Raw genomic sequence first — 25,621 nt, 5'->3', positions numbered from 1 at the left:
TCCTTAAGCTCCGTTCGTGACCCCCACGCGCTCTCGAGCCCAGGATGTCCCGGCCGCCGTCGCCGGGATCTCGGCCGCCGTCCTCGGTGCCGGGCTCGGCGAGCTCGCTGCCGCCGTCATCGCCCCCGCGGCGAGCCCGTTCGCGGTGATCGGCGGCGGAATGATCGACATCGCACCCGCGTGGGCGAAAGACCTGGCCATCAGCCTGTTCGGCACGGGCGACAAGCTGGCGCTGCTCGTCGGCATCGCGGTGCTGCTGCTCGTGGTCGCCGGCGCCGCGGGGGTCGTGGAGCACCGTCGGGCCCCCTGGGGCCGGGTCGTGTTCGGGGCGCTCGGCGTCGTGGGCGCGATCGTGGCGATGACGCGCGCCGACGCGGGGATGCTCTCGCCGGTGCCGTCGCTCGTCGCCGGCGCGGCGGCCGCGGTGGTCGCCGCCCTGCTCGTCGCCCGCCTCCGCCGGCCCGCGGTGGCCGCCGCTCCGGCGACCGGGGAGGCCCCCGCCGCCTCGCCTGCGGACGGCCCCACCCGCCGGGGCGTCCTCGCCCTCTCGGGCGTCGCCGTCCTGGCCGGCGCCCTCGCCGCCCTCGGCTCCGTCGCCCTGAGCGGCGGCGCACGGGCCGTGACCGCCGTGCGCAGCGCGCTGCGCCTTCCGACACCCGTGACCACCACCGCGGTGCCCGCCGCCGCGGAACTCGGTATCGACGGGCTCGCTCCCGTCCTCACGCCCTCCGCCGACTTCTACCGCATCGACACCGCCCTCGTCGTCCCCCAGGTCGATCCCGCGACCTGGTCGCTGCGCGTCCACGGTCTCGTCGAGCAAGAGGTCGTGCTGCGGTGGGACGACCTGGTCGCGCTCCCCCAGAAAGAGACCGTCGCCACGCTCGTCTGCGTGTCGAACGGAGTGGGCGGCTCGCTCATCGGCACGGCGCGGTGGCTGGGTGTCCCGCTTCGCGACATCCTCGCGCGGGCTCGGCCCACCGCCGACGCCGACATGGTGCTCTCGCGCTCCATCGACGGGTTCACGGCATCCTCTCCGATCGAAGCCCTGACCGACGAGCGCGACGCTCTGCTGGCCATCGGCATGAACGGCGAACCGTTGCCCATCGAGCACGGTTTCCCGGTGCGCATGGTGGTGCCCGGGCTGTACGGCTACGTGTCGGCGACCAAGTGGGTCACCGAGCTCGAGGTCACGCGATACGCCGACGACGAGGGGTATTGGACCTCGCGCGGCTGGTCGGCGCGCGGCCCGGTGAAGCTCGCGTCGCGCATCGACGTGCCGCGCGCCGGGGCGCGCGTCCCGGTGGGCGACACCGTCATCGCCGGTGTCGCCTGGCAGACGCACGTCGGCGTCGCGGGCGTCGAGGTGCAGATCGACGACGGCGCCTGGCAGCCGGCGACGCTGGCCACGGCCATCTCGTCCGACACCTGGGTGCAGTGGAGCCTGCCGTGGAACGCCACCGGCGGCGATCACACCGTGCGGTGCCGCGCCATCTCGGCCGACGGGCAGACGCAGACCCCGAACGTCGCCGCCCCCGCCCCCGACGGCGCGACCGGCTGGGACGAGCTCACGGTCTCGGTCACCTGACCCCCCTCTCGACCGCGTGAGTCGCCAGGATGTGTCGCTCCCGGGTGGGCCCGGGCGACGAATCCCGGCGACTCGCGCGTGTTACGAGAGAACGTGCCGGAGCTGTTCGACCGCCCAGTCGAGCTCGGTCGCGCGGATCGTCAGCGGCGGAGCGATGCGGATCGTCTGCCCGTGCGTGTCCTTCACGAGCACACCGCGGGCGAGCAGCTTCTCGGCGATCTCGCGCCCGGTGCCCGCGGCGGGGTCGATGTCGACACCGGCCCAGAGGCCCGCGATGCGGACGGCCGTCACGCCGTGGCCGACGAGCGTGTCGAGGCGACCGGCGAGGTGCTCGCCGAGCGCCGCCGCGCGCGTCTGGAACTCACCGGATGCCAGGATCTCGACGACACGCAGTCCCACGGCCGCGGCCAGCGGGTTGCCGCCGAACGTCGATCCGTGCTCGCCGGCGCGGATGACACCGAGCACGTCCTCGTTCGCGACGACCGCCGACAGGGGCAGGATGCCGCCGCCGAGCGCCTTGCCGAGCAGGTAGACGTCGGGAACGACGCCCTCGCGGTCGCACGCGAAGGTCGTCCCCACCCGGCCGAGACCCGACTGGATCTCGTCGGCGATGAAGAGCACATCGTTCGCGGTGCAGATCTCGCGCACCCGTCGCAGGAACCCCTCGGGCGGGATGACGACGCCGGCCTCGCCCTGGATGGGCTCGAGGAGCACCGCCGCGGTGTTCTCGTCGATCGCCGCCGCGATGGCCTCCGCGTCGCCGTACGGCACGTGCACGAAGCCCGGCGCATAGGGACCGAAGTCGTCGTGCGCCGTGGGGTCGTCGCTGAAGCCGACGATCGTGGTCGTGCGGCCGTGGAAGTTGCCGTTCGCGACGATGATCGTCGCGGCATCCGCAGCGATGCCCTTGGTGCGGTAGCCCCAGGCGCGCGCGACCTTGATGCCGGTCTCGACGGCCTCGGCCCCTGTGTTCATCGGCAGCACGAGGTCTTTGCCGCAGAGCTGCGCGAGCGCCGTGGCGAAGGGACCCAGACGGTCGTTGTGGTACGCGCGACTGGTCAGGGTGAGACGTTCGAGCTGCTCGCGCGCCGCCGCGAGGATCGCGGGGTGACCGTGGCCGAAGTTCAGAGCCGAGTAGGCCGAGAGCAGGTCGAGGTAGCGCTTGCCCTCGACATCGGTGACCCACACGCCCTCGGCGCGCGAGACGACGACGGGGAGCGGGTGGTAGTTGTGCGCGAGGTGCGCGCCCTCTTCGGCGATCAGGTGCGCGCCGAGGTCGTCGACGGCGGCGCTCATCGGGATCCGCCTCGCAGCTCCAGCGTGCAGCACTTGATGCCGCCACCGCCGAGCAGCAGCTCGGAGAGGTCCACCTTCACGGGCGTGTAGCCGCGCTCGCGCAGCTGGGCCTCGAAGCCCACGGCGCGGGGCGAGATGATGACGTTCTTGCCGTCGCTGGCCGAGTTGAGGCCGAACACCGAGCCGTCGGCATCCGAGACCCGGATCGCGTCGGGGTAGCGCTCGCGCAGGATCGCCTGGCTCTTCTCGTCGAAGGCGTTCGGCAGGTAGGCGATGTTGGCCTTCTCGGCGCCCCCCGGTCCTTCCACGGGGTCGAGCACCGCGATCGCGGTGTCGAGGTGGTAGAACCGCGGGTCGGTGAGCGTCAGCGACACGACCTCGCGCGAGAACACCTCGCCCACCTCGCGGTGGCTGTCGCCGGTCGAGCGGAAGCCCGTCCCGGCGAGGATGGTGTCGCCCACGAGCAGGAAGTCCCCCTCGCCCTCGTTGACCTCGACGGGCTCGGCGACCTCGAAGCCGTTCGCGGCGAACCAGTCGATGAAGGCGGGCGCCTCGGCGGCGCGCTCGCGGAAGCGGAACTTGGGGCCGTAGGCGACGCCGTCGATGACGAAGCCGCCGTTGGCGGTGTAGACCATGTCGGGCAGTCCCTCGACGGGGTCGATCAGCTCGATCTCGTGCCCGAGCGAGACGTAGGTGTCGTACAGCGCCTGCCACTGCGTCAGGGCCAGGTTGGTGTCTGTGGGCCGCGAGGGCTCCATCCACGGGTTGATGCTGTAGCTCACCGTGAAGTGCTCGGGCCGGCACATCAGATAGCGACGGCGCTGCTGCACGCGCTCGGTTCCGGCCGCGGAGGCGGCGGTCGAGTCGGTGGCGGCGGTGGGGGTAGCGGACATCTCTGCTCCTCGGAGAAAAGGTGCGGCGGACGCTGTCCTGGGGCCTGGTGGCCCTTCAACTCGACGACGCCGGGGCGCCGTGCGGGGAAAGGTCGATCCGAGCACGCCGCGGCCATTCTCGCACGCGGGCGCGTAAGGGCGCGAGCGGCGCTGCGCGGGGGCGTGGCCACACGCTCCGCGATGTGCAGAACCTCCGCGGCATCCGACGCCGGACGACGGAGGTTGCGCGCATCGTGGAGGATGCGCCCCCGCGAACACCCGGGATGCCGCCTACACGGCGCCGCGTACGCCCTCGGCCCGCAGCCGCGCGACGTCGGACACGGAGTGCAGGCCCGCGTCGGAGCCGAGGCCCGTCGCCACGAGGCTGCCGCACGCCAGCCCTCGCTCGGCGGCCTCGACGACGTCGGCGCCGTCGACCAGCCCCCAGATGAACCCCGCGCTGAACGCATCGCCGCAGCCCGTCGTGTCGACCACGTCGACCGCGTATGCCGCGAGACGCATATCGCGCCGCTCGCGCGTGCTGATGCTGACCCCCGCGGCGCCGCGCGTGATCACGACGGTGGTGACACCGGCATCCAGGTAGAACGCGATCGCCTCGTCGAGCGTCGCCGCTCCCGCGAACGACAGCGCGTCCTCTTCGCTGGGGAAGAGGTAGTCGATGAACGGCAGACACGGCAGCACGGCGTCACGATCGGCGGGAGCGCCGGTCGGGATGAAGTCCATCGTCGTCACGACACCGGCCGCACGCGCACGACGGAGCAGCTCGACGCTCGGCGCCCCATCGATGCCGGGCAGCAGGCACGTGCCGCCCAGGTGCAGCACGGCGACCTCGTCGAGGTCGACGGCCGCCAGGTCGTCGGCGCGGATCGCGGCGTTCGACCCGATGACGTGCAGCGCCGGTCGACTGCCGTCGCGGCGGATCGGCAGCATCGTCGCCGAGGTGGGGTGCGCGGACCGCACCGCCAGGGCGTCGACGTCGACGCCCTCGGCGGCCATCGTCGAACGCAGGAACACACCCAGCGCGTCGTCGCCGACCGCCCCCACCGTGGCCACGGGCACGCCCAGGCGCGCGAGGTCGACGGCGGTCGCGGCGGCGGTGCCCGCCACGGTGAGGCGGATCTCGTCGAGCAGGGCGAGTCCCTGACCGGCAGGGATGGCGTCGACGTAGCGACCGAGCACGTCGGCGACGTGGAGGCCCACGGTCAGGACGCGACGGCCGCCGAGCGCACGGGTGGACTGCGACATGGGTCTCCTCGGTGTCGGGAACGGCCGAAGCCTACTGACGCGGTCACCGGTGACGACTTCATTTCACCGTGTGACGCCCGAGTCGAACGTTGTCTCGCCCCCTCCCTACGCTTCGAGAGTCCGCTCCCCGGCGGCACCCCACACAGCATCAGCGGCGACGCGCACCCCGACGCGAGCGCCCTCCGGCCCACAGGAGCCCCACCGTGAGAAAGTCCCTCCTCGCCCTTCCGGCGCTCGTCGTCGCGGCGGGCATCGCCCTCAGCGGCTGTTCGACCGTCTCGTCCGACGGCGCGGCCCCCAACGGCGAGGGCGTCGACGCCAGCCAGCCGCTCGCGGGCAAGACCATCGGCATCGCGGTCGTCGGAACGCAGCACTTCTGGGACCGTGAGGCCTTCCAGGGCGCGGTCGACGAGGTCACCAAGCTCGGCGGCACGCCGCTGACCACCGACGGCAACCGCGACAACACCCTGCACGCGCAGAACCACGACATCTTCCTCGCGCAGAACGTCGACGCGGTCATCACGATCCTCGGTGACGCCTCGGTCGACCCGAAGCTGCAGCAGCTGCACGACGCCGGCATCCCCGTCTTCGGGGTGGACCACGCCTCGGAGTACGCCGTCAACAACGCGCAGTCCGACAACCAGGTCGGCGGCGAGGCCCTCGGCAAGATCACCGGCGACGCCCTCGGCGGTCAGGGCAACGTCGCCGTGTTCAACGCGTTCGGCCAGAGCCTGTCGTTCTGCGGCGAGCGCTACGACGCGTGGAAGAACGAGCTCTCGACGGACTACCCCGGCGTCAAGCTCATCGAGCCCGAGCTCGCCGAGCAGTTCGCCAACGCGCCCGACGACGCGCGTCAGCAGACGCTCGCGCTGCTTGAGAAGTACCCGGTCGGAACGATCCAGGGCATCCACGTGGCGTGCTGGGACCAGCCCGCCATCGGCGTGGTGCAGGCCATCGAGGACTCCGGCCGCACCGACGTGAAGGTCACGGCCTTCGACGCCGGCCCCGACACCCTCGAGATCATGAGCGAGCCGAACAGCCCGTTCGTCGGCAACATCGCACAGCTCCCGCGCAAGATCGCCACGATCTCGGCCGACAACGTCGGCAAGTACTTCCTGGGCGAGACGGTCGACAAGGTCAGCTACGTCGACACGATCCCCGTCGCCGGTCCCGACGAGGCGAAGAAGGTCTCGAAGGAGCTGGGCTACACCCAGTGATCGAAAGCTCCTCCCCCCTCGTGACGCCGGTGCTCCGCATGACCGGCGTCACGAAGGCGTTCGCGGGCGTTCCGGCTCTCCGGGGCGCCTCGATCGACGTGCGCCCGGGCGAGGTGCACGGCCTCGTCGGCGAGAACGGCGCGGGCAAGTCCACGCTCATCAAGATCCTCGCGGGGCTGTACGAGCGCGACGGTGGCACCGTCGTCATCGACGGCACCGAGACCGAGCGGCTCACCCCCTCCGATGCGCACGCCGCCGGCATCCGGTTCGTGCACCAGGAGCTGCAGCTCGTGCCCGACATGACGGTGGCCGAGAACGTGTGGCTCGGCAACGAGCGGAGCGCGGGCGGGGTGCTGCGCGGCCGCGCGATGCGGGCGCGGGTGACCGAGGTGCTGCACGACGTGCTCGGCATCGACCTCTCTCCCCTCCGGCTCGTGCGCGACCTCGGGCCCGCCGAACGCAAGCTCGTGCAGGTGGCCCGCGCGCTCGTCGACGACAACGCGCGCGTCATCGTCTTCGACGAGCCGACCGCCCCGCTCGCGAGCGCCGAGGCCGAGCAGCTGCTCGGGATCATCGGCCGCCTGCGCGAACGCGGCATCTCGAGCCTGTACATCTCGCACTACCTCGGCGAGGTGACGCGCATCTGCGACCGCGTGACCGTGCTGCGCGGCGGCCTCGACGTGGGTCGCCTCGAGGCGGTCGGGCCCGACAGCGGCCGCGAGATGATCCGCCTGATGATCGGGCGCGAGATCGACGACCTCTACCCCGCCCGCCGTCCGCCGGTGACCGCGCCGGCCGTGCTGAGCGCCCGCGGCCTCGGTGTCGGCACCGTGGTGCACGGCGTCGACCTCGACGCGCGCCCGGGCGAGATCGTCGGGGTGACGGGGCTTCTCGGCTCCGGCGCCTCGGAGCTCGGCGAGGCCCTCGTGGGCCTTCACCGCCACACCGGCGAGCTGCGCCTCGGCGAGCGCCGCTTCCGCCCGTCGAGCCCGGCCGCCGCCCTCGAGGCCGGCGTCGTGCTCGTGCCCCGCGACCGCCGTCACGACGGTGTCGTGCTCGACTTCTCGGTGCAGCAGAACCTCACGCTCTCCACGCTCTCGACCGATGCCCGCGCGGGGCTCCTCGACGCCCCCGCCGCCCGCGCGCGCGCCGACGAGCTGTCGGAGCGCCTCGACATCCGCCCCCGCGACACGACCGCCCAGACGCGGCTGCTCAGCGGCGGCAACCAGCAGAAGGTCGTGCTGGGCCGCAGCCTCGCCGCCGGCGCGCGCGTCATCGTGCTCGACGAGCCCACCGTCGGCGTCGACATCGGCGCCAAGCAGGAGATCTACCGCCTGTTGGCCGAGCTCGCGGCATCCGGGACCGCGGTGGTCGTCGTCTCGACCGACCCCGCCGAGGTGCTCGGACTCGCCGACCGCATCGTGGTGCTCGAGCGCGGACGCATCGCCCACGAGGTGTCGACCGACGGTCTCACCCTCGAACACCTCAGCGCCCTCGTCACCGGCAGCGGTGACGCACGATCGGAAGGGGATGCCGCGTGAGCGCCCTCGCCGTCGAGCGCCCCGCGCTCGCTCCCCGCATCCGGAGCCTGCTGGCCCGGCGCGGCCCCCTGCTCGTCGTCCTCGCGATGACGGTGTACCTCGCCGTGACGGCGAAGGGCTTCCTCGGCCTCGCCAACGTCACCGCGAGCCTCACCCAGGCGGCCCCGGTCGCGCTGGTCGCGATGGGGCTCGCGATCGTCGTCATCGGCGGCGGCGACGACGTCGTGGTGGGCGGCATCGACCTGTCGATCCCCGCCACCGCCGCGCTGGCGACCGCGATCGTCAGCGATCAGCTGACCTCGTACGGCACGCCGTTCGCGGTCGCCTTCGCCCTCGGCATCCTGGTCACGACCCTGTTCGGCGTGTTGAACGCGATCCTCGTCGGCTGGGTGGGACTGTCGTCGATCCTGGCGACGCTGGCCGTGTACGTCGCGGTCGTGGGCATCACGCGCGTGGTCAGCGGCAACCGCCGCATCGACGTCACCGACCCTCTCGTCGTCGCCGTGCGCGATACGCGGATCGCCGGCATCCCCCTCGCCGCCGTGCTCATGCTGATCGTGGCCGCGGTGCTCGTGTTCGTGCTGGCCCGCACGCCCTACGGCCTGCGCCTGCAGGCGGTCGGCGGCAACCGGGATGCCGCGACCTTCGCCGGCATCCCCGCTCAGCGCTACATCATGTCGACGTTCGTCATCGCGGGCGTCGTGGCGGGGCTCAGCTCGCTGCTGCTCGTCGCGCGCGGCTCGGGCAGCAGCCCGGGAATCGACGAGCGCCTCATGGTCGACATGGTGCTGGCGACCTTCCTCGGCGCCGCCTTCACCCGCCGCGGCACGGTCACCGTGTTCGGCTCGGTGCTGGGTGCCCTGTTCGTGGCGCTGCTGTCGAACGGTCTGATCCTCTCGCGGGTCGCCAACGCGTGGGTCGACGGGTTCAAGGGCGTGCTGATCCTGCTCGTCGTAGCCGCGGCCGCGGCGCGCAAGAACGAGGAGTCCCGCGCATGAGCACGACCGCCCCCCGCGCCCGGTGGTCGGGCGTCGCCGGCTCGGCCGCCGCGACCGTCACCCGCTACGGCTTCGTCGCCGCGTTCGCCGTGCTCATCGTGTTCTTCTCGTTCGCGAGCGACGCGTTCCTGCGCCCGAGCAACCTGCTCAACGTGCTCGACGGCGTCGCGATCCTGCTGCTGGTCGCCCTGGCCCTCACCGTCGTGGTGTCGTCGGGCGGAATCGACCTGTCGGCGGCGGTCGCCGTGGACTTCGGCGCGTGGTTCGCGATCGTGTCGATGATGTCGTTCGGGATGCCGTGGCCCGTGGCCGTGCTGCTCGGACTCCTCGGCGGCGCGCTCATCGGCGCACTCAACGCCTTCCTCATCGTGGGGCTCGGGGTCACCCCCTTCCTCGCCACGCTCGGCACCTTCTTCATCGGCCGCAGCGCCCAGCAGATCGGCACCAACGGCGGGGCCAGCGTGAGCTTCCGCGCCGCCCCCGAGGGCTTCACCTTCCTCGGCTCGGGCGACGTGCTGGGCATCGGCATCCCCGTGATCATCGCCGCCGTCGCGGCGGTGGGTGTCGGCGTCCTGCTGCACCGCACCCCCGCGGGCGTGCGCATCCAGGCGATGGGCCTGCAGGACCGCGCGGCGGTCGTCGCGGGGCTGCGCACCCGCCGCATCCGCGTGCTCGTCTACGTCGGCGCGGGCGTGCTGTGCGCGGCGGGCGGCATCCTGCTGAGCGCATCGCTGCGCCTGTACACCCCGCTCGCCGGGTTCAGCTACCTGCTCGACGCCATCGCCGCGGTGTTCATCGGCGCCTCGATGCACCCGCGGTCGCGGCCCAACGTCCCCGGCACCGTCGTGGGAGTGCTGTTCCTCGGCGTGCTCGCGAACGGCCTCGACCTGCTCGGCCTCGACTTCAACGTCAAGGCCGCCGTGCAGGGCGTGGTGCTGCTCGTCGCCCTCGTGCTGGCGTACACCGTCGCGCAGCGCGCGCGGGCCGCGGCGGAGCGCCGGCCCGCCCCGGCAGCCCCCTCCGGCACCGTGGGCTCGGCCCCGGCCGGCGAGCGCACCACGATCCCGACCTCGACCACCGACACCACCTCGGGCGGCACCCCGTGAACCCCGCCGTTCTCGGCATCGACGCCGGCACCACCGCGGTCAAGGCCGTGCTGTACTCGCTCGAGGGCGAGACGCTCGCCGCCGGCCACCGGGCCGTGAGCGTCGTGCGCACCCCCGACGGCGGGGCCGAGAGCGACATCGACGCGGTCTGGGACGCCGTCGTCGGCGCCGTCCGCCAAGCCCTTTCGCTCGCGCGGAGCGCCCAGCCCGACGTCGTCGCGATCGGCGTCACGGGCCAGGGCGACGGTGCCTGGCTGGTCGACGACGACGGACGCCCGGTGCGCCCCGCGGCCCTGTGGCTCGACGGCCGAGGCGCCGACCGCGTCGCCGCCTGGCAGCGCGACGGGCGCGACGCCGCCGTCGTCGCCGCAACCGGCTCGGCCAGCTTCCCCGGCACCCTGCCCGTGTTGCTCGACGGTTTCGCCGAGACCGAGCCCGAGACGCTCGCCCGCGCGGCCCACCACCTCAACTGCAAAGACGCGGTGCGCCACCGCCTCACCGGCGAGGTCGCCACGGATCCCTCCGAGGCCTCGCGCACCTACCTCGACCCGGCAACTTTGGCGTACTCCGACGAGATGATTGACGCGCTCGGTCACCGCCGGTTCGCGCACCTCCTCGCCCCGGTGCGCGCCCCGCACGAGGTCGCCGGACCGCTCACCGACGCGGCCGCCGCCGAGCTCGGCCTCACCGCCGGGGTCCCGGTGGCCGTGGGACTCGTCGACTCCGCCGCGTGCCCGGTGGGCCTGGGCGCTCTGGCCGATCAAGACGGCTGGGTCGTGCTCGGCACCACCGCCACCGTGGCCGTCAACCGCGCCGATCGGGCCGCCGCCGACAGCGGGATCGGCATCCTTCTTCCCACCGGCCGCGGCACCCAGGTGATCGAGGCCCTGTCGTCGATGGTCGGCACCCCCAACCTCGACTGGGTGCGGGACTCGCTCGGGCTGTCCGGCCGCGGATGGAGCGAGCTGGAGCGCCTCGCCCGCACCGCGACCGACGGCAGCGGGGGCGTCGTCTACCTGCCCTACGGATCGCCGAGCGGCGAGCGCGCCCCCTTCGTCGACGCCGCGGCCTCGGCCTCGTGGGTGGGCATGAGCGTCACGACCACCCCGGCGCAGTTGCTGCGCAGCGTCTTCGAGGGGCTCGCGTTCACCGTGGCCGAGAGCCTCGACCTGCTGGATGCCGGTGACCGGGTGCCCGTGTGCGGCGGCGGCGCGCGCAGCGACCTGCTCTGCCAGTTGCTCGCCGACGTGTCGGGACGCACGATCGTGCGCACCGCCGACCCCGAGATCGGCGCACGCGGAGCCGCGACCGTCGCACTGGTGGCGGCCGGGCTCGCCGACGACCTGGCGGCCGCGGTGCGGGTGTTCCCCGCCGACACGGTCGAGTTCACCCCCCACCTCTCGCTCGCCCTGGGGGCTGCGCGCGACGTGTTCGCGCGCGTGCGCGCGGCGCTGCGGCCGGAGTGGCCCGCGCTGCGCGTGCTGGGTCGACTGTCGCCCCCGGCGGAGACGGCCGCGTCCGATCCCGCGCGCGAGGGCACGCGCCCCGCCTCCGACCTCGCCGAGACCGAGCGCACCGACGCCGCGGCCCCCGCCGCCCACCTCGACGCGTCCCGCCCCGAATCCCCCACTCCCGAGAGGACACCCGCGTGACCCGCATCGTCATCACGGCCCCCTTCGACCCGCGCACCGCCGCCGAGATCGCGGGCGACGTGCTCGTGGCATCCGAGGCCGAAACCGGCCAGTCGCTCGGCGCCCGCGCCGCCGCCGACCCCGCCTTCGCCGCTGCCCTGGCCGACGCCGACGTCGTGATCGCCGAGCTCGACCGCATCGACGACGCGGCCCTCGCGGCCGCCCCCCGCCTCGCGCTCGTCGTCGCGTGCCGCGCGAACCCCGCCAACGTCGATCTGGCCGCGTGCGCCGCGCACGGGGTCGAGGTGCGCACGACCCCGGGCCGCAACGCCGACGTCACCGCAGACTTCACCCTCGCGCTGCTGCTCGCGACGGTGCGCCACGTGCCCGCCGCCTCGGCGTGGCTGCGCGAGGGCCACTGGAGCGCCGACGACGTGTTCGAGCCCTACGCGCGCTTCCGCGGGATCGGGCTGTCGGGCCGTCGGCTCGGCGTCGTCGGCGGCGGAGCGGTCGGCCGCCGCGTCGTCCGGCGCGCCCAGGGCTTCGGCCTGCGCATCGCCGTGTACGACCCGTTCCTCGCCCCCGGCGCCCTCGGCGACGACGTGCAGCACGTCGAGCTCGACGACCTGCTCGCGCAGAGCGACATCGTCACCCTGCACGTTCCGCTGACCCCCGAGACGACGGGGCTGCTGGGGGCGCGCGAGTTGGCGCTCCTGCGCTCCGACGCCTACCTGATCAACGCCGGGCGCGCCGCCCTCGTCGATCGTGGCGCTCTGCTCGCGGTGCTCCGCGACCGACGCATCGCCGGCGCCGGGTTCGACGTGTTCCACGACGAGCCCCTCGCCCCCGACGACGAGCTGCTGAGCCTGCCGAACGTCACCCTCACCCCGCACATCGCCGGGGCCTCCGACGACGTCGTCGTCGAGCACTCCCGCCTGGCGGCCGCGGCCGTGGCATCGTTCTTCTCCCGGAAAGAGACCTCATGACCGTCACCCCCACCGCCGACGTCGTCGTGCTCGACATCGAGGGCACGACCTCGGCCGCCGGCTTCATCCTCGGCGACCTCTACGACTACGCCCGCCCGCGCCTCGACGAGGTGCTCGGCCGCGACGACGACACCGTCCGCGCCGCCCGCGCCGACGCGATCGTCGAGACGGGCCTGGATGCCGATGCCTCCGACGCCGAGATCGCCGAGGCGCTGCGCGGACTCATGGCGAAAGACGTCAAGTCGACGCCGCTGAAGACGCTCCAGGGCATCATCTGGGCCGAGGGCTTCGCCGCGGGCGAGATCCACTCGCAGTTCTTCGACGACGTGCCGCCACGCCTGCACGCGTGGCACGAGGATGGCATCCGTCTCGCCGTGTACTCCTCGGGCTCGATCGCGTCGCAGGTGCCGTGGTTCCGCCACGCCCCGCAGGGCGACCTCACCCCCCTCGTCGAGGACTTCTTCGACACCGTGAAGGCCGGCCCGAAGAAGGAGCGCGCGTCGTTCGATGCCATCGCCGCAGCGCTCGACGTCTCGCCCGAGCGCGCCCTGTTCCTCACCGACCACCCCGACGAGGTGACCGCCGCCCTCGCCGCGGGCTGGCAGGTCGTCGCCCTCGACCGCGCGGGCGAGCCGTGGGCCGGCGCCGACTTCGCCGCCCCCGCCGTGGCGTCCTTCGACGAGATCGAGGTCACCCGATGAGCCTTCCCGCCGCCGACCGCGTGCAGGCCGCCGGGGCGGCCCTCGCCGCCGAAGCCTCGCGTTTCTCGGGCTACGGCTGGATGCGGGGAACCTCGGGCAACCTCTCGATCGTCGTCGACCGCGACCCGCTCGTGCTCGCCGTCACCGCCTCGGGCCTCGACAAGTCGCTGCTCACCGACGCCGACGTCGTGCTCATCGACGCCGCCGGTCACGCCATCGACGCCGACGACCCCCGACCCCCGTCGGCCGAGTCGGGCCTGCACGCGCACATCGCCGCCCGCACGGGCGCGAACGCCGTCTTCCACGTGCACGCGTTCGACGCCGTCGTCGCCGGGCACCGGTGGCCGAGCGGCGTCGAGATCCGCGACATGGAGATGCTCAAGGGCATCGGCCACCTCGCCGACGACGAGACGGTCACCGTCCCCGTCATCCGCAACCATCAGGACATGACCGTCGAGGCCGGCTGGTTCGACGAGGTCTACCGACCCGCCACCGCCTCGGTGCCCGAGGTCCCCGCCCTGATCGTCGCGAACCACGGCATGTACGCCTGGGGTGCCGATGTGGCCGCGGCCCGTCGCCACCTCGAGATCACCGAGTGGCTCTTGCGCTTCGCCGTCGCGACGCGCTGAGCTTCGGCATCCCTCTTCCCCATCCCCAACGAAAGGAGCGGCCATGACCCTGCTGACCGTCTGGAAAGCGACCGACCCGAGCACGCCCGTGCTCGAGACCACCGAAGAGAGCGAGATCCGCGAGGCCCTCGCCGAACTCGGCGCCCGTTTCTCGCGCTGGGAGGTCAAGGACGTGCCCACCGGCGCCTCGCAGGACGAGGTGCTCGCGCTGTACGCCGACGAGATCGGCGAGGTGAAGGAGCGCGAGGGCTACACCCTCGTCGACGTCGTCGCCCTCGACCCCGCGCAGGACGACTACGACGAGGTCAAGACGCCGTTCCGCGAGAAGTTCCTGTCTGAGCACGCGCACGACGACGACGAGGACCGCTACTTCGCCAAGGGTGCCGGCGTGTTCTACCTGCACGCGAACGAGAAGGTGCACGCGGTGTACTGCGAGGCGGGCGACCTCATCTCGGTGCCGGCGAACACCACGCACTGGTTCGACATGGGCACCTCGCCCCACTACGTCAGCGTGCGCTTCTTCCACGACGACGACGGCTGGGTCGGCCACTTCACCGGCAGCCCGATCGCCGAGTCGTTCGCGTCGTTCGACCAGCTCGCGGAGCGTCGCGCGCAGCTCGCCTGACACCCCCGCGCGGTCCCGGGTCTCCGATCCCGTCGGAGGGACCGGCCCCGATCGCCCGCCCCGTCATCCGTTCCTCGGATGCCGCGGGGCGGGCGTTCTTCGTTCCCGCGGTCGTCCCGCGTCGGCCCGCACGCGCGCTCGGCGATCAGCGTGCCTGCAGCGCCACAGCCGCCCAGGCGATCGGCGGCAGGGTCACGTGCAGCAGGCCGTCGACGATGCGCGCGCCCTCCAGCGCGCGCGGCTGCACGCGCTCGGGGTCGTCGAGCGTGTTGCGGGCGGAGGGGTCGTCGTCGGCGAGCAGGTGCGTCTCGACGATCTCGACCTCTCCCAGACCGGTGATGTCGATCACCAGGTCGACGGCGTCGTGCCGCCCGCGGTGCACGACGAAGATCGCCGTGGCTCCCGTCTCGGCGTCGTGGGTGGACACGGCATCGACCCCCGAGACAGTGCCGTGCCTCGCCGTGTCGATCACGGGGGCGTCGATCCGCAGGCGCACCGCGACGCCCCGCGCGAGACGCGAGGTGATCGCGAAGGGGAAGAACGTCGTCTGACGCCAGGTCGGTCCGCCCGGTTCGGTCATGATCGGGGCGATCACGTTCACCAGCTGGGCGAGAGAAGCGGATGCCACGCGGTCGGCGTGCTTCAGGAGCGAGATCAGGAGGCTGCCGAACACCACGGCATCCACCACCGAGTACACGTCCTCGAGCAGCCGCGGGGCGACGGGCCAGTCGTCGATCGCGGTCGGCTTCACCGAGTCGACGCGATCGATGTACCAGACGTTCCACTCGTCGAACGAGATGTCGATGCGCTTGTCGGAACCCTTCACGGCACCGACGTGGTCGGCGGTGGCAACGACCTTCTCGATGAAGCCGTCCATGTCGACCGCCGAGGCGAGGAACGAGTCGATGTCGCCGTCGTGCTCCTGGTAGTACGCGTGGCACGAGATCATGTCGACGTCGTCGTAGGTGTGCTGCAGCACGACCCGCTCCCACTCGCCGAAGGTGGGCATCTGCGCCCCCGACGATCCGCACACGACGAGCTCGATCGACGGGTCGAGCTGGCGCATGCCCTTCGCCGTCTGCGCGGCGATCTTTCCGTAGTCGTCGGCTGAGTGGTGCCCCAGCTGCCACGGCCCGTCCATCTCGTTGCCCAGGCACCAGACGCGCACTCCGAGGGGGGCGGCGCGTCCATTGTCGATGCGCTGCTGCGACAGCGTCGTGCCGCCGGGCACGTTGCAGTATTCGAGCAGGTCGATCGCCTCGAGGGTGCCACGCGTGCCGAGGTTGACCGCCAACATCAGATCGCTGCCGGCCTTGTCGAGCCAGTCCGAGAACTCGTGCAGGCCGATCTCGTTCGTCTCGGTCGAGTGCCACGCGAGGTCGAGGCGGCGCGGGCGCTGTGCGCGCGGTCCGACGCTGTCCTCCCAGCGGAAGCCCGAGACGAAGTTGCCACCGGGGTAGCGGATGGTCGACACACCGAGCTCGCGCACGAGTTCCAGCACATCGCCGCGGAAGCCCTGCTCGTCGGCCTGCGGGTGACCGGGCTCGTAGATCCCGTCGTAGACGTGACGGCCGAGGTGCTCGACGAAGCCCCCGAACAGGCGGCGGCGCACGGCCCCGATCGCGAAGCGGGGGTCGACGGTGAGTCGGGCAGCGGTCATCGGTGCTCCTCGGGGTTCGCTGCGACGTTACCCCCGCGGGCACGGTCGGCTAAACGTTTTCGAAACCGGTGCCCCAACGACGTGTGAAGGTCACAATCTCGGTGGTTCCGCCGTCGTCTGCCGGAACCCCGTACACCCGAGCGTGCCGGTCAACGGTCACCCAGTTGTCACTCGCATCGAGAGCGTGGTCTTCATACCGGACAAACACTTCCACGGAGTGAGCACCGAGACCATCCGCCCACTCGATTACGGTTACGACCGAGTCGGCGTCAGTGATGTCCCATTCGTCTACGCGCCACGCCGACCCTGCTTCCAACGGCTCATTCCAAGCGCGCACTCTGTACTCGACCTCCTCGTCTGGAAGTGTTCCGACTGCATGAAACGGATCAACTATCTGGCACTGCATACGAAGACGTTATGCCTCGCGCTTTGAGCGCACGAGAGGGCGGCCGAGCATGCCCACGCGCTCAATCAGCGGTGCGGTGACCCTGGCTCCGGGGCTCAGACTCAGGCCCCGCCTCAGATGACCTCGGCGCTCCACGCGTCGCGCCGGCCGAAGCGGAACGCGCCGATCGACACCGACTGCTCGCGCAGGAACGGCAGCAGCTCCAGGCGCCCGGCCGTGGTCACCTCGTCGGCGTAGACCGTCTGCGACACGTCGCCCGCGACGGTCTCGGCGACGGCCGCCCGCAGCGTCGACACGGTCGCGGCGGGACCGACGAGTCGCACGCGGGCGAGCCGCGGGGCGGCGATCAGGTCGGTGGCCTCGGTCTCGGCGGCCTCCGGGGTGCCCCCCGCCAACCGCTGCAACCACTCCGCGTCGCTCTCGACCGAGACGGCGACGTTGCTCTCGCTGAGCAGGTGGCGCACCGCCGCGGGAAGGCCGACGGGTGAGCTGAGGGTGAACGTCGAGCCCGAGCGCACCGCCGCGACGAGGACGCGCAGCACCGCCTGCCACGTGGCGTCGGCGGTGGCGCGGATGGCGACGTCGGCCGGGCGGTACCGCCAGAGGTTGCGCTCGACGCCGAGGCGCGAGACGTCCTTCACGCGACCGAACTCGCGGTCCCAGGCGACGGCGTCCGAGAGCGCTCCGCGTCGCAGCCAATCGAAGGCCTCGTACGACAGGGTCGGCTGGGCCGCTTCGATGAGCCCGGTGATGCGGCTGTCGAGTCCGCGCAGATGCAGCGTCGACGACGCAGCCCCGCCCGACGACGGACGCCACGACCCCAGCGTCACGAGGCGGTGGGGTCCGCCCGACATCGCACCGGTGCCGACCGCGGCTTCGCCCCAGCCGCCGAGGGGCTCGCGCTGCACGACGGCGCCCGAGGTCGGACGGTTCACGCGGAGCACGGCCGCCTCGGCCGTGTCGAGCCAGAGTTCGAGGTCGGCCGCGTCGCGGGTGTGGAGCCCGGCGATGAAGCCCGAGCCGATCGCGTTCTGCATCTCGATCGCGCGGGTGACGGTCGGCGCGTGCAGGATGCCGAGCACCGGGGCCGCGATCGCGGCACGGGTGAGGTGCGACCCGGCGGTGACACCGGTGCGCACGCCCGGCGTCCAGAAGCGTCCGGCCGTCTCGGGTCCGAGGTCGAGTTCGCGCGGCTGCACCAGCCACCGTTCGCCGTCGCCGAGCACGGTCAGCGCACGGCGCACCTCGCCCGTGGGCTCTTCGACGAGCGGGCCGACGTCGGACAACGGATCGACCGCCGGCCCGACGCGCAGCGACGAGACGGCATCCTTCAGCTGGTCGGTGAAGCGCGACGAACGGGCCACGGCGCCCACGAGGATCACCAGCGAGGCGGCGGTGGCCGCTTGGCCCGCGCGCGCGAAGGCGCTGCCCACGATGTCGGCGACGGCCTCGTCGAGATCGGCCGACGGCGCGACGATCACGGCATTGCGTCCGGCGGTGAACGCCTGCACCGGCAGGGCCGGACGCCACGCGGCGAAGCGCTCGGCGGTCGAGCGGGCACCGGCCAGCAGCACGAGGTCGACACCGGGGTGCACGATCAGCGCGCGCCCCGAGGCGTCTTCGTTGAGGTCGACGAACGCCAGCAGGTCGCGAGGAACACCGGCTGCCCACAGGGCCTCGGCCACGACGGCGCCGCTGCGACGCGCCCGCGGCGACGGGGTGAGAAGCACCCCCGAGCCGGCGGCCAGTGCGGCGAGCGTCTCGGCGGCGCAGAGCCCCACCGGCGCGTTCCACCGCGGGGCGACGACTGTCACCCGGTCGGGGACGAACACCGCTCCCGGCACCCGGTCGAGTTCCTTCGCCGTCGCGGCGTAGTAGCCGGCCGCGTCGACCGCCTGGCTCACCTCGACATCGGCCTCGGCGACGAGGGCTCCGCCCTCCGACGCCAGCACCTCGATGAGCTCGGCGCGGCGTTCCTCGAGCGCGCGCGCCGCCGACAGCAGCACGGCGGAGCGGTCCACCGCCGCGAGCGCTCCCCAGGGCTCGGCGGCCGTGCGCACGCGCTCGATCACGGCGTCGAGGCCGGGTTCGTCGTCGATGCGTCCCGCCGCGGCGGTGGCGTCTCCGGCGGTCGACCCGTCGGCGCGACCGAGGGCGGCGAGCGCCCAGGCGCGGTCGTCGGGCACGGTGGGGTCGGTGTCGGCGACGTTGCGGAAACCGGGCGCGCCGCCCGCGAGCTCGGCGCTCTCGCGTGCCGAGAAGACGGCGGTGTCGACGAACGCCTGCCCGCCGAAGAGCATCTGCTGCACGTCGGGGCCGAGGGCGGAGGTGTCTCCGGATGCCGCGGCCTCCCGCGCGATGCCGAGCACCGCCTGGGTGAGTCCGGGCTCGGCGGCGTCGTCGTCGGCGCGCTCGCGCAGGATCGCGGGGTCGGGCGCGAGGTCGCGGTGCGGGGCGCGCCCCGCGGGTGCCGGAGCGTCGGCGGCGGCGAGGGCGCGACGTGCGCGGGCCGCCACGGCCGCGGTCTCGGGCACGACCGCGTCGGGCCGTGACACGTCGTCGAGGGGGGCCGTGTCGGCTCCGTCGGAAGGGTCCCGCTCCGCGGACGAATCCGCCGCGACGGCGTCGCCCGCGTCGTCGGGGTCTTCCGCGCGCTCCGCTCCCGCGGCCGGGCGCGGGGCGGCGGGCGCCGCGACAGGCAGCGCGGGAGCGCTCGCCACGACGCGCGCGTATGCCGCGGCCAGGCGGGCAGCGACCGCGTCGAGGTCGTCGGGATGCACGGCTGCGGCCTCGACGACGTGTGCGGCGTCGGGGAACCACGACGTCGAGGCGGGCAGCACCAGGATCGGCGCGGCCCCTGCGCTCGCTGCGACGGCGAGCACCAGGGCGGCGCGTTCGGGATCGGCGGTCGCGAACTCGACCGTGAGACCCTCGCGGCCGCGGGCACTCACCGCGTCGCGGAGCGCCCGCACGGCGAGGGCGTCGACGTCGTCGCGCCCGGTCACCGCCGGGGCGGCCCATCCGTGTCGGGCCGCGGTCACGGCATCCGGGGTCTGCGAGGGCGCATCGCTCAGCCGCACCGTCAGGCGGGCACCGCCGTCGGCGACGCGCGCGCGCGCCCACGCCGCCAGCTCGCGCACCGCGTCGAGGCTCTCGACGACGGCGACCGGCAGCGCGATCCCCGCCGTGAGATCCCGCAGGCGGGGCTCTTCGAGCACGCGGGTCAGTACGGCGACGGTGAGGTCGAGGTCGTCTCGGCCCTCGACGACGAGCGTCAGGTGGGTGCCGGTCGCGGCGGCATCGAGGTACAGCGGCAGGAGCCGCTCGGCGGCGTGCTCGACGTCGGCGTCGAACGCCCAGGGCGAGAGCCCCGCCACCGCGTCGGCCACCGCGAGCGAGAGCCGTTCGACGTCGTCGCGGGCGGCGAGGGCCCGGATGCCGTCGAGTCGGCGCCGCGCCGAGGCCTCGCCGAGCACGGCGGGACCGACGAGCCGCACGTCGACCGCGGCGTCGGGGGTACGGAGGGCGCCGATGCCGGCACCGAGGCGTTCGGGGCGGACGTCGATCGCGAGGCCCGCGACGAGATCGCGCAGGGCACGGCGGGCGAGGGGAACCGCGGGCGTCGGCAGCACGGGCGCCACCGCCCCGCCCAGCTGGATCGCTCCCCGCACGAACCAGGGCAGGGTCGCGGGCACGTCTTCGGCGAGACGGTGCAGCGCCGCGGCCGCGGCCGTCGTGCTCTCGGGGCGCAGCACGCCGTCGGCCACCGCGGCGGTGAACTCCGCGGCCTCGGCGTCGAGCGGCATCTCGCCACGGCGGGTCGGCGCGGCGGGGGCGGGGTGGCGCGGCACGAAGGTCGCCGCGCGCGCGGCTGCCCGGGCGGGAACGTCGGAGGAGAGCGCAAAACCGGTGGCGCGCGGGTCTTTCGTGCTCATGCGGCCAGCCTAGGGATCGCGCGCGTGGCATCCCGACGGCCCGCCGCGCAACCCGCGGATCGGCGCGGAGCGCGGGTCGCAGCGCGCCGGTCGCGGCGCACGGTTCGTTACGTGGCCGGTCGCGGCGCGGGGCGAGGCGCCGTCGGTTCGCTACTGTCGGGTCAGCCCTTCACCGACGAAAGACCACGCATGGCTCAGACCTTCACCGACCTGCCGCTCGAGCTGCTGCGCGAGTACCGCCCGGCGCTCACCGCACCCGCCGACCTCGACGCGTTCTGGGGCGAGACGCTCGCCGCGGCCCGCGAGGCCGCCGGCCCCACGGTCCTGACCCCGGTCGACGGCCCCGTGCGCGCCCTGAGCGTGCACGACCTGACGTTCACCGGCTTCGGCGGCGACGAGATCCGCGGCTGGGTGGTGCGCCCGCACGGCGACGAGGTGCTGCCCGCCGTCATCGAGTACATCGGCTACGGCGGGGGCCGCGGCCTCCCCGGTGAGCGCACGAACTGGGCCGCCGCCGGGTACGTCCACGTCATCATGGACACCCGCGGCCAGGGATCGGCCTGGAGCGTGGGCGAGACCCCCGATCCCCACGGCTCGGCCGCCGCGTTCCCGGGCGTGATGACCCGCGGCATCCGCGATCCCCGCGACTACTACTACCGCCGCCTCTGCACCGACGCCGTGCGTCTGGTCGACGAGGTCGGGCGGATGCCGGGAGTCGACGCCTCACGCATCGCGGTGACCGGAGTGAGCCAGGGTGGCGGACTCTCGATCGCCGCCGCGGCCCTCGCCGGCGACGCCGTGGCCGCGGCGCTTCCCGACGTGCCGTTCCTGTGCGACTTCCCGAACGCGATCGTGCGCACGCCGTCGGCCCCCTTCACCGAGATCACGAGGTTCCTCTCGGTGCACCGCGACGACGCCGCCCGCGTGCTCGAGACCCTGTCGTACGTCGACGGCGCCATCCTCGCCCGGCGCATCACGGCGCCGGCGCTCTTCTCGGTCGCGTTGATGGACGACGTCGTGCTGCCCTCGGGCGTGTTCGCGGCGTTCCACGCCCTGGCATCCGACGACGCGGCGATCGAGGTGTACCCGTACAACGGGCACGAGGGCGGCGGGTACCGCCACTGGATGCGGCAGGTCGCCTGGCTCGACGCGCGCTTCGCGCGCTGAGCGAGGCCGGGTCGGGCCGGACCGGGGAACCGGCCTTGACGTCACTCCCAGACGCTGGGCGCCGGACGCTTCGTCGACGGCAGCGATGAGCCGTCGGCCCACTCGTGCACCCATGCCTCGATGTCGGGCAGCCCCTCGGGCCGGCCGACCGCGGCGAAGAGCTCGTCGTGCGGCACCGTTCCGCCGGTGCGTCGTAGGATGCGGGCGCGGATGATCGCGCGCGCGTAGATCTCGCCCTTCACGAGCGCCCGGTGCTCGAGGTAGACCGCGCGGTCGTCGTGGCCGATCAGACGCGTCTCGAGGTCGAAGCGCTGCCAGAGCTCGAGCGAGCGGCGGAACGTGATCGTCTCGGCCGCCACCACGGCGTACCAGCCCTGCGCGGTCATCGCCGAGACGAGGCCCGCGCGGGTCAGCAGGTCCCACCGTCCGAGGTCGAACAGGGACAGGTACCGACCGTTGTTCAGGTGCCGCAGCAGGTCGATGTCGGTGGGCAGCACGCGGATGCGCAGCCGCGTCACCGTGTTCGGATCGAGGGGTCCCTCACGCCGCAGGCGACGGCGGGCACGGACGAGCACGAGAAGGGTGCGCCAGAGGACGTTCACGAGGGGCGAGCGTAGCGATTCGACGACGAACCGGCGATTGCTTTGTCGATTCACCACAGCACGCGCGGCGTGCCCCTCCGGCATCCGCGGCGCGTCCTCGCCCGATTTCCCGCGCGCCGAGCCCCCGCGTAGAGTCGCGCCATGACTGCGGAATCCCGAACCGACATCGTCGTCCGTCCGGTGCGAGACGTGGATGCCGAGGCCCTGGGCCGCGTGCACGCCACCTGCTGGCACGAGACCTACGATCACCTGATCAGCACCGCCGCCCTCGAAGCGGTCTCCCCCCGCCGTATGGCCGAGCTCTGGACCCACTGGGCTTCGCAGGGCGACGACTATCGCATGCACGCCGCTCTCGTCGACGGCGAGATCGTCGGCTTCGTCGGCTCGGGCCCCGCCCGCGACGACGACGCCCCGCGCGAGCGCGAGCTGTACTTCATCTACCTGCTCGACGCCTTCCACGGCACCGGAATCGGCCAGCAGCTCTTCGACGCCGCGATCGACGACGGCGAAGGCGTGTACCTGTGGGTCGCCGACGACAACCCGCGCGCGCACCGTTTCTACACCCGCAACGGGTTCTCGCTCGACGGCGCTTCGCAGGTGCAGCCGTTCCTCGGTGAGGAGCTCACCGAGGTGCGCTTCGTCCGCTGACGTGTTGCAGATCTGGGCCCTCGACGGCATTCGTGAGATCACCCCGGGCGACGACCTCGTCGGGGTGATCCTCGATGCCGTGACCTCGACGCCCGGCGACGAGACGGCCCTGCGCGACGGCGACATCGTCGTGGTCACGAGCAAGATCGTGTCGAAGGCCGAGGGCCGCATCATCCACGCGTCGGATCGCGAAGACGCCATCACGCGCGAGACGGTGCGGCTCGTGGCCTCGCGCACCTCGCCGGCGGGACACGTGACGCGCATCGTCGAGAACCCACTGGGCATCGTGTCGGCCGCGGCCGGCGTCGATGCGAGCAACACCCCCGAGGGCACGGTGCTGCTGCTGCCGGTCGACCCCGACGCCTCGGCGCGGGCGCTGGCGACCGGGCTGCGCACCGCCACCGGTGCCCACGTCGGCGTGATCATCACCGACACGCTCGGCCGCGCGTGGCGCGAGGGTCAAACCGACCACGCGATCGGGGCGGGTGGCATCCATGTCTTCGAGGATCTCCGCGGAACCACCGATGCCGAGGGCCGCCCGCTCGTGGTGACCCTGCCGTGCGTCGCCGACGAGCTCGCGGCCGCCACCGACCTGGTCAAGGGCAAGGCCGCCCGCCGCCCCGTGGCCGTCGTGCGGGGTCGCGCCGACCTGGTCGGCGACCTCGACCTGCCCGGTGCCCGCTCGATCGTGCGCGACCCGGCGCGTGACATGTTCCGCCAGGGCGCCGACGAGGCCTACGCCGAGGGCTTCGCCGCGGGTCGGGCGACCGCACGCTGAGCGCCCGCTCGTGCGCCCACCGCGCGCCGCCGCCCGGCGGCGGGGACGGGCGAGGGGCGGGCGTCGCGAGACCGCAGTTGATCGTCGAAGACGCACCCGTTCGTCGACGAACACATACGTCCTGGGCGATCGCGTGCGGTCTCGGCACCCCACCCCGGGTCAGCGCTGCTTGACGTCGCCGAACAGGCGGGCGATCGGCACGAGCACGCGCGGGCGGGCGGCCACCCATCCGGCGGCCATCACCAGCAGGGATGCCGCGAAGATCAGCAGACCGGTCGGATCGCTGGTGTACTCGCCCGGGTCGACGGACCCGCGGGCGGCGTACATGTGATTCAGGTTGCGCAGGGCGCCGGTGGCCAGCACGAGGCCGACGTGCACCACGATGAACGCCACGAAGAACAGCATCACCGGGAAGTGGATCTTGCGCGCCCACTCCACCGGGTACAGCCGGTTGAGGCGCTCGGCGTCCTTCGGCCACACCCCCGACAGTCGCACACCGCTGATGATCGCGAGCGGGGCGGCGACGAACGTGATCGCGAAGTACGACAGCTGCTGCAGGCTGTTGTAGTTGACCCAGCCGTTCTCGGTCGGCCAGTCGAGCGACACGTACTGCAGGGCCGCCGACAGGGCGTGGGGGAAGACCTCCCACGAGGTGGGGACGATGCGCATCCACTGCCCCGTGGTGAACAGCAGCACCACGAAGATCAGACCGTTCGCGATCCACAGGATGTCGACCGCCTGATGGAACCACAGGCCCAGGCTGATGCGGCGCCGCTTGTTCTTGCGCGGTGACCAGAACGCCGCGGGGCGCTTCTCGCGACGCACCTGCCAGCCGGTGCGGATGATGAACAGCAGGAAGAAGCTGTTGAGGAAGTGCGACCAGTTCAGCCACACCGGCAGACCGACGGGCGCCCCCTCGGGCAGCGGGTACTCGCCCGGGAACGCCGCGAGGAACTCCCGCCCCGGCTCGAGCGCCAGGACGAAGCGGGCGAGCAGCACCACGATCGCCGCGAGCGCCAGCGCGAACACGCCCAGCACGGCGGCCGATCCGAGCCACTGCACCGCCGTGTACGGACCGAGCCGCTTCGGCTCCGCGCCTTTCGACCGGTGTGCGGATGCCGCGGCCCCCGGCCAGACGGTTCGGGGCACGGTCAGCGGCGATCGAGGCGCGGCGGGGGTGACGGCATCCGGCGACGGCATCGCCGCGTCGGTGGGAGCGAACGCGGGCGCCTGGTCGGCGGACGGGGTCGGCACCGAGGAGGAATCGGAGCGCGATTGCTCCGCGGGCACCGCCGCGGCGGGCGGGGTCGGCGTCGAGACGGAACCGGAGCGCGATTGCTCCGCGGGCACCGCCGCCGCGGGCGATGGCTCCGACGGCGCGGACGACGGGCGCACGGATGCCGGCGGCCAGGGCTCGCCGCCCGGCTCGCGCGGCAGTCCCCGGCGCACGTCCGACGCGGCGTCACCCGACGCGGCTTCGCCCGACGCTGCGTCACCCGACGCCTTCGCGAAGGTGTCGTCGCCGGCACCGGTCGACCCGGACGGAGGGACCGTCTCGGCCGCCGCAGCCCCCGCGCGCGGACGCGCTTCGGCGACGGTGGGCTCCGCCGCGGTCTCGGGCGTGATGTCGGTCGGCGCCGGCGCGAGAGCCGGCGGCCAGGGCTCGCCGCCCGGCTCCCGCGGCAGACCCCGCCGCACCTCGGGCGCGCTCGCACGCGGGGCATCCGGAACCACGGGGCCGCCGGCGGCGGGGGGCGCGGCCGGGAGTGCGACGCCGGGCTGTGCCTCCGGCGGGCGCGACGCGACCTGCTCGGGCTCGACCGACCCGGTGCCTCGCGGTGCCGCCGACTCGTCGGCGGAGTCCTGCCCGGGCGCGCCGGACGCCGCGGGCGGCCAGGGCTCCCCGCCGGGGATGCGCGGCAGCCCGCGACGCGGGGTGGGTGGTGTGGACGCCATCTACTTCGTGGGGCTA

General features: G+C 73.2%; 20 protein-coding genes. 13 read left to right on the top strand and 7 right to left on the bottom strand.

Features of this window, described 5'->3' with window-relative positions; genetic code table 11:
* Nucleotides 1-16: 16 nt before the first annotated feature.
* Entirely contained in the window at nt 17-1,585 is a 1,569-nt protein-coding gene (locus IFU40_RS03810; protein WP_191925429.1) for a molybdopterin-dependent oxidoreductase, read from the top strand.
* A gap of 81 nt (nt 1,586-1,666) precedes the next feature.
* Here the strand turns inward: IFU40_RS03810 and rocD are convergent, their stop codons facing one another.
* From rocD to IFU40_RS03795, 3 genes are all read right to left on the bottom strand, one after another.
* On the bottom strand, nt 1,667-2,881 hold the full coding sequence (gene rocD / locus IFU40_RS03805) for an ornithine--oxo-acid transaminase (protein WP_191925428.1): 1,215 nt from the start codon (nt 2,879-2,881) through the stop codon (nt 1,667-1,669).
* Complete coding sequence (ddaH, locus tag IFU40_RS03800) at nt 2,878-3,774, bottom strand: dimethylargininase (RefSeq protein WP_181015918.1); 897 nt, start codon at nt 3,772-3,774, stop codon at nt 2,878-2,880. The genes rocD and ddaH overlap by 4 nt, the downstream gene beginning before the upstream one ends.
* 270 nt (nt 3,775-4,044) lie before the next feature.
* A complete protein-coding gene (locus IFU40_RS03795; RefSeq protein WP_191925427.1) occupies nt 4,045-5,019 on the bottom strand; it encodes a carbohydrate kinase family protein in 975 nt (324 codons plus the stop codon).
* Between the two features lie 203 nt (nt 5,020-5,222).
* Between IFU40_RS03795 and IFU40_RS03790 the strand changes: the two genes are divergently transcribed.
* Genes IFU40_RS03790 through IFU40_RS03750 form a run of 9 tightly spaced genes read left to right on the top strand, consistent with a single transcriptional unit; the run spans nt 5,223 to nt 14,453 of the window.
* Nucleotides 5,223-6,236 carry a sugar ABC transporter substrate-binding protein gene (locus tag IFU40_RS03790; RefSeq protein ID WP_198424671.1) on the top strand — a complete coding sequence of 338 codons (1,014 nt, stop codon included), beginning with the start codon at nt 5,223-5,225 and terminating at the stop codon, nt 6,234-6,236.
* A 38-nt stretch (nt 6,237-6,274) separates the two neighbouring features.
* Nucleotides 6,275-7,777: a sugar ABC transporter ATP-binding protein gene (locus tag IFU40_RS03785; protein WP_191925426.1), complete on the top strand. Its 1,503-nt coding sequence runs from the start codon at nt 6,275-6,277 to the stop codon at nt 7,775-7,777.
* Nucleotides 7,774-8,775 (top strand): ABC transporter permease, encoded by a 1,002-nt coding sequence (locus IFU40_RS03780; protein ID WP_055940749.1) that lies wholly within the window; start codon nt 7,774-7,776, stop codon nt 8,773-8,775. The genes IFU40_RS03785 and IFU40_RS03780 overlap by 4 nt, the downstream gene beginning before the upstream one ends.
* Nucleotides 8,772-9,881: an ABC transporter permease gene (locus IFU40_RS03775; RefSeq protein ID WP_191925425.1), complete on the top strand. Its 1,110-nt coding sequence runs from the start codon at nt 8,772-8,774 to the stop codon at nt 9,879-9,881. Before IFU40_RS03780 ends, IFU40_RS03775 begins: the two co-directional genes overlap by 4 nt.
* Nucleotides 9,878-11,533 (top strand): FGGY family carbohydrate kinase, encoded by a 1,656-nt coding sequence (locus IFU40_RS17160; RefSeq protein ID WP_191925424.1) that lies wholly within the window; start codon nt 9,878-9,880, stop codon nt 11,531-11,533. Before IFU40_RS03775 ends, IFU40_RS17160 begins: the two co-directional genes overlap by 4 nt.
* Nucleotides 11,530-12,498 carry an NAD(P)-dependent oxidoreductase gene (locus tag IFU40_RS03765; RefSeq protein ID WP_191925423.1) on the top strand — a complete coding sequence of 323 codons (969 nt, stop codon included), beginning with the start codon at nt 11,530-11,532 and terminating at the stop codon, nt 12,496-12,498. Before IFU40_RS17160 ends, IFU40_RS03765 begins: the two co-directional genes overlap by 4 nt.
* Nucleotides 12,495-13,199, top strand: coding sequence for an acireductone synthase (mtnC, locus tag IFU40_RS03760; RefSeq protein ID WP_055832842.1), 705 nt, complete (start codon nt 12,495-12,497; stop codon nt 13,197-13,199). Before IFU40_RS03765 ends, mtnC begins: the two co-directional genes overlap by 4 nt.
* Complete coding sequence (gene mtnB / locus IFU40_RS03755) at nt 13,196-13,828, top strand: methylthioribulose 1-phosphate dehydratase (RefSeq protein ID WP_191915457.1); 633 nt, start codon at nt 13,196-13,198, stop codon at nt 13,826-13,828. Before mtnC ends, mtnB begins: the two co-directional genes overlap by 4 nt.
* A gap of 43 nt (nt 13,829-13,871) precedes the next feature.
* Nucleotides 13,872-14,453: a 1,2-dihydroxy-3-keto-5-methylthiopentene dioxygenase gene (locus IFU40_RS03750; protein WP_055940740.1), complete on the top strand. Its 582-nt coding sequence runs from the start codon at nt 13,872-13,874 to the stop codon at nt 14,451-14,453.
* Between the two features lie 145 nt (nt 14,454-14,598).
* Here the strand turns inward: IFU40_RS03750 and arfA are convergent, their stop codons facing one another.
* Both arfA and IFU40_RS03740 read right to left on the bottom strand, forming a co-directional pair.
* Nucleotides 14,599-16,113: an arabinosylfuranosidase ArfA gene (gene arfA / locus IFU40_RS03745; protein WP_191925422.1), complete on the bottom strand. Its 1,515-nt coding sequence runs from the start codon at nt 16,111-16,113 to the stop codon at nt 14,599-14,601.
* Nucleotides 16,114-16,632: 519 nt separating this feature from the next.
* Nucleotides 16,633-20,454, bottom strand: a complete 3,822-nt coding sequence (locus tag IFU40_RS03740) for a proline dehydrogenase family protein (RefSeq protein WP_191925421.1) — start codon at nt 20,452-20,454, stop codon at nt 16,633-16,635.
* Nucleotides 20,455-20,643: 189 nt separating this feature from the next.
* Here IFU40_RS03740 and IFU40_RS03735 point away from each other — a divergent pair, with 189 nt between their 5' ends.
* Nucleotides 20,644-21,621, top strand: a complete 978-nt coding sequence (locus IFU40_RS03735) for an acetylxylan esterase (RefSeq protein WP_191925420.1) — start codon at nt 20,644-20,646, stop codon at nt 21,619-21,621.
* Between the two features lie 41 nt (nt 21,622-21,662).
* On the opposite strand, the gene IFU40_RS03730 is transcribed toward IFU40_RS03735, so the two are convergent.
* Entirely contained in the window at nt 21,663-22,223 is a 561-nt protein-coding gene (locus IFU40_RS03730; protein WP_055832831.1) for an acyl-CoA thioesterase, read from the bottom strand.
* 141 nt (nt 22,224-22,364) lie between these two features.
* Here IFU40_RS03730 and IFU40_RS03725 point away from each other — a divergent pair, with 141 nt between their 5' ends.
* Together IFU40_RS03725 and cofE are read left to right on the top strand one after the other, a co-directional pair.
* Entirely contained in the window at nt 22,365-22,871 is a 507-nt protein-coding gene (locus IFU40_RS03725) for a GNAT family N-acetyltransferase (protein ID WP_191915450.1), read from the top strand.
* 1 nt (nt 22,872) lies between these two features.
* Nucleotides 22,873-23,649 (top strand): coenzyme F420-0:L-glutamate ligase, encoded by a 777-nt coding sequence (gene cofE / locus IFU40_RS03720; RefSeq protein ID WP_191925419.1) that lies wholly within the window; start codon nt 22,873-22,875, stop codon nt 23,647-23,649.
* A 159-nt stretch (nt 23,650-23,808) separates the two neighbouring features.
* Here cofE and IFU40_RS03715 read toward each other — a convergent pair whose 3' ends face one another.
* Nucleotides 23,809-25,605, bottom strand: a complete 1,797-nt coding sequence (locus IFU40_RS03715) for a cytochrome b/b6 domain-containing protein (RefSeq protein ID WP_191925418.1) — start codon at nt 25,603-25,605, stop codon at nt 23,809-23,811.
* Nucleotides 25,606-25,621: the final 16 nt, after the last annotated feature.

Source organism: Microbacterium sp. CFBP 13617 (genome assembly GCF_014839445.1).
Classification (GTDB): domain Bacteria; phylum Actinomycetota; class Actinomycetes; order Actinomycetales; family Microbacteriaceae; genus Microbacterium.
This window is presented reverse-complemented; position numbering and strand designations above follow the sequence as displayed.